Origin of the sequence: Chitinophaga sp. S165 (genome assembly GCF_003182155.1) — a bacterium.
In the GTDB taxonomy this organism is placed as follows: Bacteria; Bacteroidota; Bacteroidia; order Chitinophagales; family Chitinophagaceae; genus Chitinophaga.
The window spans coordinates 820,315-833,175 of sequence record NZ_QGTG01000002.1; the positions used below are offsets into that span (position 1 = coordinate 820,315).

The window sequence follows — 12,861 nt, forward strand, 5'->3', positions numbered from 1 at the left end:
CCATAACAATATAAAACACACATGAGAAATCTGATCATCGCAGCATGCGTACTATTTCTGGCGGCATGCGGAGCAAACAAAACAAACACAAAGAAAGAGATCTTTACCCCCGATGGTAAGGCTATTAAAGGGTATGATCCCGTTGCGTTCTTTAGAGAGCAGAAGGCTGTGAAGGGTAAGGAAGAATTGTCCTACACCTGGAAAGATGCGCAGTGGCTTTTCGCTTCGAAAGAGAACCTTGACAGCTTCCAGGCTAATCCGGAGCATTATGCACCACAGTATGGCGGATATTGTGCCTATGGTACAGCTCATGGACATAAAGCGCCGACTGAGACTGATACCTGGACGATCGTGGACAACAAGCTATACTTCAACTATGATGCTAAAGTTAAAGAGAGTTGGATGAAAGATCAGCCGGGCTTTATTGAAAAAGCAGATAAGGAATGGGTGAACATAAAAGATAAAGAGTAATCATCAACAACTAAAAGAAGTTATATGATCAAAGTTGTCATTCTCTGGGTACTGCGGCTAGTCGCTGCTGTTATTATGCTACAGACACTATTCTTCAAGTTTACCGCTGCTCCTGAATCAGTTTACATCTTTTCTACTTTGGGAATGGAACCCTGGGGACGCATTGGCATTGGTACGCTGGAGTTGATTGCATCCCTTCTGATACTATATCCGCGAACCACTGGTTTCGGTGCTGTATTGGCTACGGGATTAATGGGCGGTGCGATACTCTCCCACCTCACTAAATTAGGCATTGTTGTACAGGACGACGGAGGCTTGCTTTTCATGTATGCTTTGCTGGTATTTATAAGCAGTGGCGTTTTGGCATTGGTATACAGGGCGCAGATACTTCATTTGCTTTTTAAGCCCAAATCTACTGCGTTATGACAACCGCTGTATCACAAGTAATGATTCCTCTGGCAGGACTGCTGCTACAATTGCAAGACCTGCTGGAGGAACTCACAGACGAACAATATGTGCGGCCGGTAAAGGTGCTCACCAATGCTACATTGGGACAACATACAAGGCACATTATAGAGTTCTTTCTGGAGTTGAATGCCGGTTATGCGACCGGACAGGTGAACTACGATAAAAGGAAACGGGATTACCGGATAGAGACCAGCCGGGCCTGTGCCATAGATAGTTTAACGATGGTTCTATCACTGCTGGACAAAGAGAATAAGGCGCTGACGCTGACGGTAGATTACAGCAATGACAATGAGGTGTTGGGATCAGTTGAAACAAACTACAGCCGTGAATTGGTTTATAACCTGGAGCATACCGTTCACCATATGGCATTATTAAGAATTGGAGTTAACGCGGTGTCAACAATCGTGCTGCCGGAGGAATTCGGTGTTGCTATTTCAACTTTAAAACACAGGAGCGCATGTGTACAGTGACCTTCATACCAACAGCATCAGGTATTCACCTTACATCTAACAGGGACGAGCAGGTGAACCGGGGCCGGGCAATTGATCCGGCTTACTTCTCCGGGGATGGATATAAACTGGTCTTTCCCAAAGATCCCGATGCCGGAGGTAGCTGGATCGCGCTTAAAGATAACGGAGACGCCCTGGTGCTGTTGAATGGAGCTTTTATAAAACATCTGCGTAAGCCGCCATACAGAAGAAGCCGCGGACAGATTGTACTGGATATTATAAAGGCGGCAGATCCTGAACAACAGTTCAATGAAATTGACCTTGAAGGAATAGAACCATTTACGTTAGTACTTTTTACCAAAGGAGTGCTATGGGAATGCCGCTGGGATGGTTTTGGGAAACACCGGTTGTTACTCGACGCCGGAACGGCGTATATATGGTCGTCAGTCACTTTGTATGATGATGAGGAAACACTGGAGAGGCGGCAGTGGTTCCGTGATTGGCTGGATCAGCGGAATGATAGGATTAGCACTGAAGAGATCTTTTCTTTTCATCAGCATGCGGGGAAAGGAGATGTAAGGAATAGCCTGGTCATGAACCGGGAGAATAAAGTCCGTACAGTAAGTATCACGTCGATCCTTATAGGCGGCAGTCAGTTGCGGATGCGTTACAGGGACCTGCAATCCGGATCTGATGCAGAGAGATCTTTTAGTCGCAAGAACTCACTCGCTGATCGGAAAACCACGAAGTTGCTGTCTGCAGTGCGTCGTGCCATCATCAGAGCACGGCACTGGGAATATTGGCCGTCTTACATGATATATGGACCATTATATTTTTACTGGTTGTGGTTAAGTATAAAAGCCCGCTCTTTCTTTTTCTTCAGTGCTGCCAATCCAGGGATTGAGAATTCCGGATTTGCGCAGGAGCGCAAAAGCGATATCTATAAGTTGATCCCGCAACGGTATTATCCCCAAACGGCACTCTATCAAGCCGGCGCAACTCCTGAAGCAGTAATAAGACAACTGAAAGAGAGAGGAATGACTTTTCCTCTGATAGCCAAGCCGGATATGGGAGAACGCGGCGTACAGGTAAAACTGCTGTATACAATAGCAGATCTGGAAAACTATTGCCGTCTTAGCAAGGTGGACTTCATTGTACAGGAATACATTGATTATGAGCTGGAAGCAGGCATTTTCTATTACCGGATCCCCGGAGAGCAAAGCGGACATATTTCCGGTATTGTTGGCAAGGAATTCCTCTCCGTTACAGGAGATGGAAGATCAACGATCGCGATGCTGCTTGAAAAGCAGGACCGGGCATTACTGCAGCTCCCTTCTCTTCGTCAAACTGAGGGCTCAGTACTAGATGTGGTCCTTGAGGCGGGGATCAGCCGGTTGGTAGTGCCATATGGCAACCATAGCCGTGGAGCTTTATTTGTGGACTTGAGCGAAAAGATCACAGAATCATTGACACGCGAGATAGATGCAATTTGTAAACAGATACCCGGCTTTTACTATGGCCGCTTAGACATAAAATTCAAAAGCTGGGAAGCGCTGAATAAAGGGGCGGACTTTTCTATTATAGAATTAAACGGTGCGGGCAGCGAGCCTACACATATTTATGATCCTTCACATTCGCTGTTTTTTGCCTGGAAGGAAGTGTGCAGGCATTGGAGGTTATTATACTGCATCAGCAGGCTGAATGTGAAGAAGAAAGGGCTTTCCCTCATGAATATCGCAGAGGGCATGAAAATGCTGCAAAGCCACACACGTCACTTAAAACAAGTCAGGCAGCTATGAAACAACATATCAGACTTATTGCCTGGGCGATGATCATCAGCTTTGCGGGGTCTCTGCCGCTGGGAACACTTAATCTTACAGTTGCTAATTTCAGTTTTTCAGATGATCTGCCGGGAGCAGCAGCTTTTTCTGTAGCTGCCATCTTCGTAGAAATGCTCCTGGTACGTATTGCATTGATGGCAGTACAGCAGCTGGAAAAATTGAAACGGTTAGTATTGTATTTTAACCTGATCGCCGGGGGGATACTATTACTGCTTGCGTTTAACAGCCTGATGGCCGCCTGGCAAAAGCTGGAGTTCAGTGCGGAATTGCCTTTTACAGACCTGCATCCTTTGGTCTTAGGGCTGTTGCTGAGTGTTATCAATCCCCTGCATGTACCTTTCTGGATTGGATGGACAGCTGTGCTGAAGTCTAAGCATGTATTGGATGATAACAATGCTTCTCATAACTTTTATGTTTTAGCGATAGGTCTGGGTACTGCAATGGCATTTGGGTTATATGCACTCGCCGGACGCTTTTTGATCGATCATCTGGTACAGCAGCACGTGTTGTTGAACTGGATAGTGGGGATAACATTGCTGGTAACAGCACTGGTGCAACTCTATAAGGCGTTTTTTGTACAACCGGCTCCTGTGTTAACAGGGACCAGCCGTATAAATGAGTAAAGAGGTCAACTATTCCGTCTAACAGTTATTGTTGTTGCTTGTAAGAATGGCAGGCTTGTTATTCCGAAAATCCGAGGGTGCAAATGATGCCAGTTTTTTGAAGAATGCACTGAAATGCGCAGCATCTGCAAAACCGAGATCATAGGCTATTTCTTTCGATGTTTTGTCAGTATATATTAGCAGCCGTTTTGCCTCAAGCAGTACTCTATCTTGTATAATGGCCAATGGGGACTTGTCATTGTACAGGGCAAAAAGGTTAGCAAGGGTTTTGGGAGAGCGGTTCAGCTGATCTGCATAGAACTTGACACGGTGTTCAACCTTGTAGTTCTTTTCCACCAGCAGATTGTATTGGCGAACTATGCTAAGCTTTGATTCGGGAAGTTCTTCTTCATTCAGGAATTGTTCTTTTGCCAGGCGGGTGATAATAATGATCAGTCTTTTCAGGAGCATTTGCAGCATGTCCTGCTGGATGTTGTCTACCGTCTCAAACTCATCCAGAAAAACCTTTAACAGCAGGTCGATTTTATACTGCATTACATTATTCAGCGCAATGAACATCATATCCCTTGAGCCATAAAACAGAAAGCCTACACAACTTACTTCCTTGTCATGGTCTACAATGCAATAGAACGGCCGGTTAAACTGCCAGGCAACAATACACTCTGGATTCGCGAACTGGAAGGTTTGATTAACCATCAGGCAGAGTATGGTGTTGTTGGGGAACTCATATTGTACTCCGTCAATTAGTACCGCCTGGGATTCTCCCCTGTTCCAGGCTATAGTCAGCAACTTTTCCTTTCGGTCTTTCCCATAGAAGTACCGGTCAAATTCTGGCTCGTCCAATATCAGCCTGCATTCTCCGGAAGTCTTATTGTTTTTATACGCTAACCTCATGGTAGTATGAACACATTTTTAAATTCAAATGTTGTAATGCCATTCAGCATATAATCGTCTGTAAAATAAGAAAGTACCCCGTCTTTTAAACGAGGTACTGTTCTTTATTTCATTGCTCCTTAATATTTTATTTTAAATGGCTTACTTCGCTCCATATACCTGCTTCAGGTACGTGTCAACGCTGTCTGCTTTTTTGCCCGTCAATCTTTCAAGATCGCTACTGATGTTGGTAAACTCTCCTTCTTTGGCAGCTACAGCAAACCCGGTGAATAAGCCGATATACTCTGCGGGTACACCTGCGTTTGTCAGTTCAGCGGCAAAGACTTCCGGCGTTGGTGATACATAGGAGATCTGTTTTCCGGTGATCGCGGAAATTTTCGCTGCCAGGTCTTCGTAAGAGATAGCTTCTGAGCCGGTCAGCTCATAACTGTGGTTCTCATGTCCCTCTTCTGTCAGCACGGCTACTCCCGCGGCTGCGAGTTCGCTCCGTAAAAGATAGGAGGTTTTACCATCGCCTGCCGGAAGGAACATAACACCTGTTTCCAGGGGCCTGTCTCCTATGAACAACGGGATCATCTCAGCATATATACCATGTTTCAAAATGGTGTATTTTAGGCCGGATTCCCGCAGTAATCTTTCTGTCAGCAGATGTGTTACTGCAACAAAGTGGATCGGAGATGTTGCGGTTTCATTCTTCCGCTGGAAGCTGGTGTACACTACATGGCCTACTTTGGCTTCTATAGCGGCATTTACAACGTTTTCGTGTTGTTTACCGCGGTTGGCAACATCATTGCCCGAAACAAAGTATAGCTTGTCTGTGTTTTGGAAAGCTGCTACAAGTGATGCTTTATCGTCATAGCTGCCTATGGCGACTTCTACACCCAGTTGTTTAAATGCTTCCCCTTTTTCAGCGTCGCGTACTAATACTTTAACATTTGAGGCTGGTACCTTGTGGAGCAGTTTTTCCAGTACGATCCTTCCTAAGTTTCCTGTTACGCCGGTTACTAATACTTTTCCCATTTTACGTTATTTTACAATATTGGTTACTTAATTATCTTAACTTACTTTTGGTAAGTCAAAGGTATGGCACTGCTAAATCGCTGACAAGAAGGCACCGCGCGGTTTGATTGTTACGCTGAAGTAACTATTGTTGAAAATCAATGTATTGAGATGAAAAAAAATCAGGGAAAATGTGGAGTTGCTCCCGAAGGGTGTGCCGTAAGGAACGTATTGGACCGCCTCGGGGATAAATGGTCCATGCTTGTTGTCACTATCCTGGGGGAAGAAGGCACTATGCGGTTCAATCAATTACACCATGAAATAGGCGACATCTCTCAGAAGATGCTGACCGTTACGCTCAAGAGCCTGGAGGCGGACGGACTGGTGACCCGCAAGGTATATGCAGAAATTCCACCTAAGGTTGAATACACACTGACCGAAAGAGGGACCAGCCTGTTGCCACATCTTGCAGGCCTCGCGGAATGGGCTACGACCCATATGGAGGGCATCTATGCATCCCGTGAAAAGTATGCTGGGGTGTAAACTCCAATTAATGCTATCTTTACAGATAGTTTTAATTGATTCTTAATGCAAAACAATAGCAGGTTTATTGCCATTGAAGGACTGGATGGAGCGGGTAAATCTACCCAGATCGCTTTACTGACAGAATATTTCAATAAGCAGGGAATAGAAACAAGGTTCGTACATTTTCCTATTGTACAGGAGGGTATATTCGGAGCGCTGATCGCGAGGTTCCTGAGAGGAGAATTCGGAGATGTAAAGAGCGTACATCCGCAATTGGTGGCGCTGTTATTTGCAGAAGACAGAAAAGCATTTGCACACAATATTAACGAATGGCTGGCCAGCGGATATGTAGTACTGGTAGACCGGTATGTATTATCCAATATAGCCTTTCAGTGCGCGAAGCTGCACACAGAAGAAGAGAAAAAAGAGTTGCGTGAATGGATCAATATGTTTGAGTATGAATACAACCGTATTCCCCAGCCAGATCTTTCCGTGTACCTTGATGTACCCTTCTCTCATACGGAGAAGGCATTGACAGAAAGACGTTCAGGAGAGGAAAGAAAATACCTGAACGGAAAAGAGGATATCCATGAAAAGGACTTCTCGTTACAGCTGGCGGTAAAACGTGAGTATGAAATATTAGCAGATACAGATCCATCCGTCACAAAGATCATTTGTTATGACAGTGACCAGCAGATGAAGTCTATTGCGGACATCCACGCAGCTATTATACATAACATCATAAAATAATTAGTTTATGTCTATAACATCCGATGCAGAACTTTTAGGTATGCAGGCAGTGAGTGAAGCTGTTGGTATTACATTAAGGAAGATGAGGGAGTACGCCAGCCCGGGTATGTCAGCAAAAGAGTTGGATGAATATGGTGGCAGATTGCTGAATGAAATGGGTGCTAAATCTGCACCAAAGCTGACCTATGGCTTTCCCGGCTGGACATGTATCAGCCTGAATAATGAAGTGGCGCATGGCATTCCTACCGAGAATAAAATACTTAAAGAAGGTGATCTGATCAACATAGATGTATCTGCGGAGTTGAATGGTTTCTGGGGAGATAATGGAGGTTCGTTTGTGTTGGGAAATGATATCAACAACCATAAGCCGTTGGTGGATGCTTCAAAGCTGATATTGCAGAAAGCAATCAGAGAGATCAGAGGCGGAGTAAAGATCGCCGATATTGGTCATCTCATTGAAACAACGGCAAAGAAGATGGGCTATAGGGTCATCAAAAACCTGGTAGGCCATGGTGTAGGCAGAAGCCTGCATGAAGAACCGAAAGAGATCCCGAACTACTATGATCGTATGAACAAGAACCGTTTCCGGAAAAATAGTGTTGTGGCCATTGAAACGTTCATCTCTACGAAAGCGTCTTATGCTTATGATATGGGAGACGGCTGGACGCTGGTAACCAGTGATGGTAGTTTTGTAGCGCAGCATGAGCATACTATTATTGTAACGGACGGGCAGCCGGTGATCCTGACGGCAGCCAACCAGATATGGGAATAAATAGTTTTCTGAATAAAAAAAGAGAGGGCCTCGTTCTACAACGAGGCCCTCTTCTTTATTATGGCAAGATATGATTTTAAGATCCGTAACCGTCGTTCTGAGGTCTCAGATTAGGGTTGTTACGCATTTCCTGAATTGGCAACGGGAACAGCAGGTGTTTTGTTTCCAGTGCTCTACCCGAATTTTTGTTGATGTGCCCTTCAAAGTTGTCGAAGCCGTTATTGTCTTCGTTATATACTTTTTTCAGACGCACCATATCAAACCAGGTGATACCCTCATAAGCAAACTCATGCCAACGCTCACGCCATACAGCTTGTTCGAAGGCGTCAGCTGACAGTCCTGACAAAGGATCCAGTCCAGCTCTTGCACGTACACGGTTTAATGCGTCATATGCATCAGCATTTGGATTATCATCTGCCTGGTTCTGTGCCTCAGCGTAGATCAGCAGTGTTTCCGCGTAGCGGATATTCATCATGTTCAGATTACTTCTACCTGTACCGGCGGTGCCTTGTACACCATGAGCAGCATAGTCGAAATGTTTGAAGATGTAAGGTCTGTCTAATGTAAACGGATCGCCTTTGCCATCTACAAAATAGGAAGTAAAGAAGAACTGCCTGTTGTCTGTACGCTTGTCTTTAGGTTCAAACTTTTTATATGAATCATAAAAAGAAGAGGAGGGTACAGAGCTACCTACGCCACTACCCATAGCAGAGATATTCTTTGCCAGTGAGTTGTTGGGCAGCATCAGTGACTGCATCGGATTACCCTCGATATCTGCAAGATATTGCACCTGGAAGAGGTGTTCGATCTTGTTGTTATTAGCCACAGAATGCAGCTGATCATAAGTTTCGAACAGATTGATCTCGCCCGTATGGGTTTTTGCATAATCAATTACCTCTTTTGCTTTATCTGCAGCCAGTCTGTAGTATTCATCCTTTCGCAGCGGATATCCGGCCATAGTCAGATATACTTTTGCCAGCTCAGTTTTGATTGCTGCCAGTCCCACCCTGCCGGATGCATCCATCCATGGAAGACCGGATTCTTCGGCCATTTTCAGGTCGGCAACGATCTGATTGTATACACTGTCAACACTTGTACGGTTGGGATAGAAATCAGAAGAAGCAGGCGTTTGTGGTTTTGTTACTAATGGAACAGGGCCCCAAAGTCTTACAACGTAGAAGTAAGCCCATGCACGCATGAAAGCGGCTTCACCCAATGTTCTTTTCTTCTGTGCTTCATCCATAGGATTGATACCAGGGATCTTTTCGAGCGCGAGGTTCGCCTGGGCAATTACTCTGTAAGCACCAGTCCAGAATTGTCTTACGTGAAGATTATCCCCATCGTATACAAGACCTAACAGGTTGTTCAGGTCAGAGTTCTGAGCAGTAGCAGTAACTGCAGTACCTGTAGGTGCATCCAGCATCTGGAAGTTGGCGGAAAAGATACCGGCGCCGCTACCGATGAAACGTGCACGCGCATAAGCTGCATACACCGCTGCATCAGCGTGTTCCGGTAAAGTATAATAGTTGTCGGGAGACAGGTTTGACGGGTCCTGTTCTTCCAGGAATTTATTGCAACCGGTCGTAAACAAGCTACTACCGATCAATATGCTAAGTGCGGTTTTTATAATGTAGTTCTTCATGAGCATCTCTTTTTCTGATGAATGTTAGATTAGAAAGCAACGTTTGCACCAAGCTGGAACGTAGTTGGTTTCGGATAATCAAAGAATGTTTGACCCTGTGCAAATGGTTGTGAGTAAGTGCTTACCTCAGGATCATTACCACTGAACTTAGTAGCAAGGAAGAAGTTCTGTACGGAAGCATATACTCTCAGTTTGCTGAGATGCAGGCGTTTCAGTTTTTCGGCAGAGAAATTATAACCTAATGCCAGGTTTCTACCACGGAGGAAGGAACCATCTTCTACCCAACGGGTATCCACGTTGGTAACATAACCAGCATCCGGATGACGTGGAGCCGCGATATCAGTATTCTGATGATCAGGTGTCCAGTAATTCAGTACTGAGCTGAAGCTGTTAGCCAGGCCTGTACGGTCTTCACCGGAGTGGTGGGTCATGTTCAGTACATCGTTACCATAAACGAACTGCAGTTCAACGGTCAGGTCCAGGTTTTTGTACTTGAAGGTGTTAAAGAAACCACCCCATCCATCAGGATTACCATTACCAATGATCTGACGGTCAGCATCGTTGATTGCATGGTCGCCATTTTTGTCCTGGTATTTAATATCACCTGGCAGAATTGGTTTACCACCACGGTAATCTTTAAACAGTGCCGCTTCAGCAGCATCTTTTGTTGACCAGGTACCTTCGCGTACCAGACCCCAGAAGGAACCTACAGGTTCACCTACACGGATGATGTTTGTCTGGTTAGTGAAGTTTGGACCGCCGATGCCGAAGATGTCAGCAGGAGTAGCCAGGGCAAGTACTTTATTTTTGTTGAAAGAGATGTTGAAAGTAGTAGACCAGGAGAAGTTTTTAGTCTCAATATTCACGGTGTTCAGACCGAGTTCCAGACCTTTGTTCTCCATAGCACCGATGTTCCGGCTAATAATGGTATAACCGCTGGTGGTAGGTACCGGAGCATCCAACAGCATGTCTGTTGTTTTCCTGTAGTAGATATCACCTTCCAGGGAGATCCTGTTCTTTAACAGACCCAGTTCCACACCAAAGTCATACTGTGCTGTTTTTTCCCATTTCAGATCTTTATTAGGCAGCCTGTTGGTACCCATACCCTGAACTTTCTGGCCGTTCAATGGGAACGCATAGTCGTTGCTTGCAGTCAACAATGACAGGGAGCTGTAAGGTGGAATTTCAGAGTTACCTGTCAAACCGTAGCTCGTACGCAGTTTCAATGTAGAGATGGTTGGATTGTCTTTCAGGAAAGGCTCTTCAGATGCACGCCATGCCAACGCTGCGGAAGGGAAGAATGCATATTTGTTGTTAGGACCGAACTTGGAAGAACCATCCACACGACCTGTGAAGGTAACGAGGTACTTATCTTTAAAGCCATAGTTAACACGGCCAAAGTAAGAGTTGAAGGCAAAACCGAGGTTACGTGATCCTGCACCGGATGAAGGGATCAGACCAGCGGAACCGAGGCTGTTAGTTTCCAGGTAATCGGTAGAGAAGTTCTCACCACGCACGTTGAAACCAAAGATGTTGTCTTCCTGCCAACCCACACCCGCTAAAGCGTTAATGGAGTGTATTTTATTGAAACGTTTGTTATAGGTCAGGTAGTTTTCAAATGACCAGTATGTTTCCCTGTCGTTAGCCACGATCGCGATACCTTTCTGGGTAGCAGAAATGTCTATCAGAGAGCGTCCGTTCCATTCGTTACGACCGCGGGTCACTACGTTAGCACCTATAACACTGCGGAATTCCAGGCCTTTAGCCAGGGTGATGGTTGCATATGCGTTACCCAGTACGTTCTGTGTCTGAAGGATGTATTTACGATCAGTCAGAATGTGAACAGGGTTTGAACCACCTTCTGCACCAGGATAAAGTTTGTTATTAGAGAAGGTACCGTTAGGCATTCTTACAGGAAGGAAAGGCAGTGCCTCAGTGATCATACGTACTGAGTTCAGACCGCCTGTTCCGATATCTACCAGGTTCTCATTCTGGCTTGTGTAACCTAGTGATCCACCTACTTTCAACCATGATTTCATCTGGCTGTCGAATGTGAAACGTGCGGAATATCTTTTCAGATAAGAATTCAACAGCAGACCTTCGTCATCCCTGTAACCCAGGAACAAACCGAACTGGCTGTTTTCATCGCCGCCTGTAAAGCCCAGCTGGTGGCTATGAGATACTTTATGTTGTACAGATTCTTTAAACCAGTCTGTGTCATATTTTGGATTGCCATTGGCGTCAAACAGATCGGGATTGGTTCTCTTTAATTTCGGCTCTTTAGATACGTAGTTACCTTTAGCCCAACCTTCCGGATCATAGATCTCTGCGTTTTTCCATGCCAGGTCTTCTACCTGCATATATTCTTTTGCATTGAGCATGTGAACGCGTTTAGGACCGATGGTGTTGTAAGCCAGACCTACGTCATAAGTTACACGGCTACCGCTGGCATTACCTCTTTTAGTGGTAACCAGGATCACACCATTCGCACCTCTTGCACCATAGATCGCGGTAGAGGATGCGTCTTTCAGTACCTCTACTGATGCTATTTCATTCGGGTTTAAGAAGTCAATTGCGTTACTGCTCTGTGTTTGCGCACCTACCGGAATTACCACTCCATCAATTACATACAACGGGTTGTTGGTAGTGTTGATAGAACTGAAACCACGGATACGTACGTTGGTCTGACCACCCGGGCGACCGGAGTTGGTATTTACCTGTACACCGGGAATCCTGCCTGCCAGCGCCTGGTTTACAGAAGCTGCGGGCCTTTCTTCCAGCTGTGCGGTTTTAACAGAGGCTACAGCGCCTGTCAGGTCAGAACGCCTTGTGGAACCATAACCTACTACTACTACGTCCTGTAAGGATTTTACGTCGGAGGACATGCTGACGTTAATGTTGGAGGCGCCATTAACCACCTTCTCCTGGCTTAGATAGCCGATGAAAGAAAACACAAGCGTGCTGCCGGAAGCGGCCTCTATACTATAGGTACCGTCTGGTTTGGTTTGTGTTCCGCTACTTGAACCTTTAATTTGTACAGATACACCAGGGAGAGGGGAATTATCCCTGTTGTCAAGGACCCGGCCGGTAATTTTCCGGCTCTGCGAGAAACCGTGCAGCGTCATCAGCAATGCTAATGTTCCTTGCACAGCAATTCTCATGAAACGTGTGAATTTAGAACTCATATTCTGGAGGTTTTAGATAAAAGATTATAGGTCTGCAAGCATTCGATTGCAGTCACGACAACAAGTACAGTTCACTAATTACATTACATCATTATTTTACGTGGCGTTGTAATGAAAAACAGAAATAAATAAAATGCTGATTGTTTATCCTGTGGATAAGAAATAGCTACGAGTAAATAATTAATGACGAATGATTCAAATAACGTTTTACGGAATTGTGTTTTAGTTCAATAATTCTGGTT

12 protein-coding genes are annotated in these 12,861 nt (G+C 45.2%); 8 read left to right on the forward strand and 4 right to left on the reverse strand.

Going from position 1 to position 12,861, the window contains the following annotated elements; genetic code table 11:
* The first annotated feature begins 21 nt into the window (after nucleotides 1-21).
* The 5 genes from C7475_RS11600 to C7475_RS11620 are packed head-to-tail and all read left to right on the forward strand — an operon-like array spanning nucleotide 22 to nucleotide 3,852.
* The gene (locus tag C7475_RS11600) at nucleotides 22-471 is read left to right on the forward strand and encodes a YHS domain-containing (seleno)protein (protein WP_110053513.1); all 450 of its coding nucleotides are present in this window, start codon (nucleotides 22-24) and stop codon (nucleotides 469-471) included.
* Nucleotides 472-495: 24 nt separating this feature from the next.
* Complete coding sequence (locus C7475_RS11605) at nucleotides 496-897, forward strand: DoxX family protein (RefSeq protein ID WP_110053514.1); 402 nt, start codon at nucleotides 496-498, stop codon at nucleotides 895-897.
* Complete coding sequence (locus tag C7475_RS11610; protein ID WP_110053515.1) at nucleotides 894-1,409, forward strand: DinB family protein; 516 nt, start codon at nucleotides 894-896, stop codon at nucleotides 1,407-1,409. Before C7475_RS11605 ends, C7475_RS11610 begins: the two co-directional genes overlap by 4 nt.
* A complete protein-coding gene (locus C7475_RS11615) occupies nucleotides 1,397-3,187 on the forward strand; it encodes an NRDE family protein (protein WP_110053516.1) in 1,791 nt (596 codons plus the stop codon). Before C7475_RS11610 ends, C7475_RS11615 begins: the two co-directional genes overlap by 13 nt.
* Complete coding sequence (locus C7475_RS11620; RefSeq protein ID WP_110053517.1) at nucleotides 3,184-3,852, forward strand: LysE family transporter; 669 nt, start codon at nucleotides 3,184-3,186, stop codon at nucleotides 3,850-3,852. The genes C7475_RS11615 and C7475_RS11620 overlap by 4 nt, the downstream gene beginning before the upstream one ends.
* Nucleotides 3,853-3,870: 18 nt before the next feature.
* Here C7475_RS11620 and C7475_RS11625 read toward each other — a convergent pair whose 3' ends face one another.
* The gene (locus C7475_RS11625) at nucleotides 3,871-4,746 is read right to left on the reverse strand and encodes a helix-turn-helix domain-containing protein (protein WP_110053518.1); all 876 of its coding nucleotides are present in this window, start codon (nucleotides 4,744-4,746) and stop codon (nucleotides 3,871-3,873) included.
* Between the two features lie 141 nt (nucleotides 4,747-4,887).
* Nucleotides 4,888-5,766: an SDR family oxidoreductase gene (locus C7475_RS11630; RefSeq protein WP_110053519.1), complete on the reverse strand. Its 879-nt coding sequence runs from the start codon at nucleotides 5,764-5,766 to the stop codon at nucleotides 4,888-4,890.
* A gap of 150 nt (nucleotides 5,767-5,916) precedes the next feature.
* Here C7475_RS11630 and C7475_RS11635 point away from each other — a divergent pair, with 150 nt between their 5' ends.
* Genes C7475_RS11635 through map form a run of 3 tightly spaced genes read left to right on the forward strand, consistent with a single transcriptional unit; the run spans nucleotide 5,917 to nucleotide 7,792 of the window.
* Entirely contained in the window at nucleotides 5,917-6,288 is a 372-nt protein-coding gene (locus C7475_RS11635; RefSeq protein ID WP_110053520.1) for a helix-turn-helix domain-containing protein, read from the forward strand.
* A 45-nt stretch (nucleotides 6,289-6,333) separates the two neighbouring features.
* A complete protein-coding gene (gene tmk, locus C7475_RS11640) occupies nucleotides 6,334-7,020 on the forward strand; it encodes a dTMP kinase (protein WP_110053521.1) in 687 nt (228 codons plus the stop codon).
* A 7-nt stretch (nucleotides 7,021-7,027) separates the two neighbouring features.
* Complete coding sequence (map, locus tag C7475_RS11645; RefSeq protein ID WP_110053522.1) at nucleotides 7,028-7,792, forward strand: type I methionyl aminopeptidase; 765 nt, start codon at nucleotides 7,028-7,030, stop codon at nucleotides 7,790-7,792.
* Between the two features lie 76 nt (nucleotides 7,793-7,868).
* Here the strand turns inward: map and C7475_RS11650 are convergent, their stop codons facing one another.
* Complete coding sequence (locus tag C7475_RS11650) at nucleotides 7,869-9,434, reverse strand: RagB/SusD family nutrient uptake outer membrane protein (protein WP_110054045.1); 1,566 nt, start codon at nucleotides 9,432-9,434, stop codon at nucleotides 7,869-7,871.
* A 29-nt stretch (nucleotides 9,435-9,463) separates the two neighbouring features.
* Nucleotides 9,464-12,619, reverse strand: coding sequence for a TonB-dependent receptor (locus C7475_RS11655; RefSeq protein ID WP_110053523.1), 3,156 nt, complete (start codon nucleotides 12,617-12,619; stop codon nucleotides 9,464-9,466).
* Nucleotides 12,620-12,861 lie beyond the last annotated feature (242 nt).

Excerpts from the sequence above, each read along its gene's own strand:
- map (WP_110053522.1), top strand. The coding sequence starts at position 7,028 with ATGTCTATAACATCCGATGCAGAACTTTTAGGTATGCAGGCAGTGAGT.
- C7475_RS11615 (WP_110053516.1), top strand. The coding sequence starts at position 1,397 with ATGTGTACAGTGACCTTCATACCAACAGCATCAGGTATTCACCTTACA.
- C7475_RS11655 (WP_110053523.1), bottom strand. The coding sequence starts at position 12,619 with ATGAGTTCTAAATTCACACGTTTCATGAGAATTGCTGTGCAAGGAACA.
- C7475_RS11625 (WP_110053518.1), bottom strand. The coding sequence starts at position 4,746 with ATGAGGTTAGCGTATAAAAACAATAAGACTTCCGGAGAATGCAGGCTG.
- C7475_RS11650 (WP_110054045.1), bottom strand. The coding sequence starts at position 9,434 with ATGAAGAACTACATTATAAAAACCGCACTTAGCATATTGATCGGTAGT.
- C7475_RS11630 (WP_110053519.1), bottom strand. The coding sequence starts at position 5,766 with ATGGGAAAAGTATTAGTAACCGGCGTAACAGGAAACTTAGGAAGGATC.
- tmk (WP_110053521.1), top strand. The coding sequence starts at position 6,334 with ATGCAAAACAATAGCAGGTTTATTGCCATTGAAGGACTGGATGGAGCG.
- C7475_RS11620 (WP_110053517.1), top strand. The coding sequence starts at position 3,184 with ATGAAACAACATATCAGACTTATTGCCTGGGCGATGATCATCAGCTTT.
- C7475_RS11635 (WP_110053520.1), top strand. The coding sequence starts at position 5,917 with ATGAAAAAAAATCAGGGAAAATGTGGAGTTGCTCCCGAAGGGTGTGCC.
- C7475_RS11605 (WP_110053514.1), top strand. The coding sequence starts at position 496 with ATGATCAAAGTTGTCATTCTCTGGGTACTGCGGCTAGTCGCTGCTGTT.
- C7475_RS11610 (WP_110053515.1), top strand. The coding sequence starts at position 894 with ATGACAACCGCTGTATCACAAGTAATGATTCCTCTGGCAGGACTGCTG.
- C7475_RS11600 (WP_110053513.1), top strand. The coding sequence starts at position 22 with ATGAGAAATCTGATCATCGCAGCATGCGTACTATTTCTGGCGGCATGC.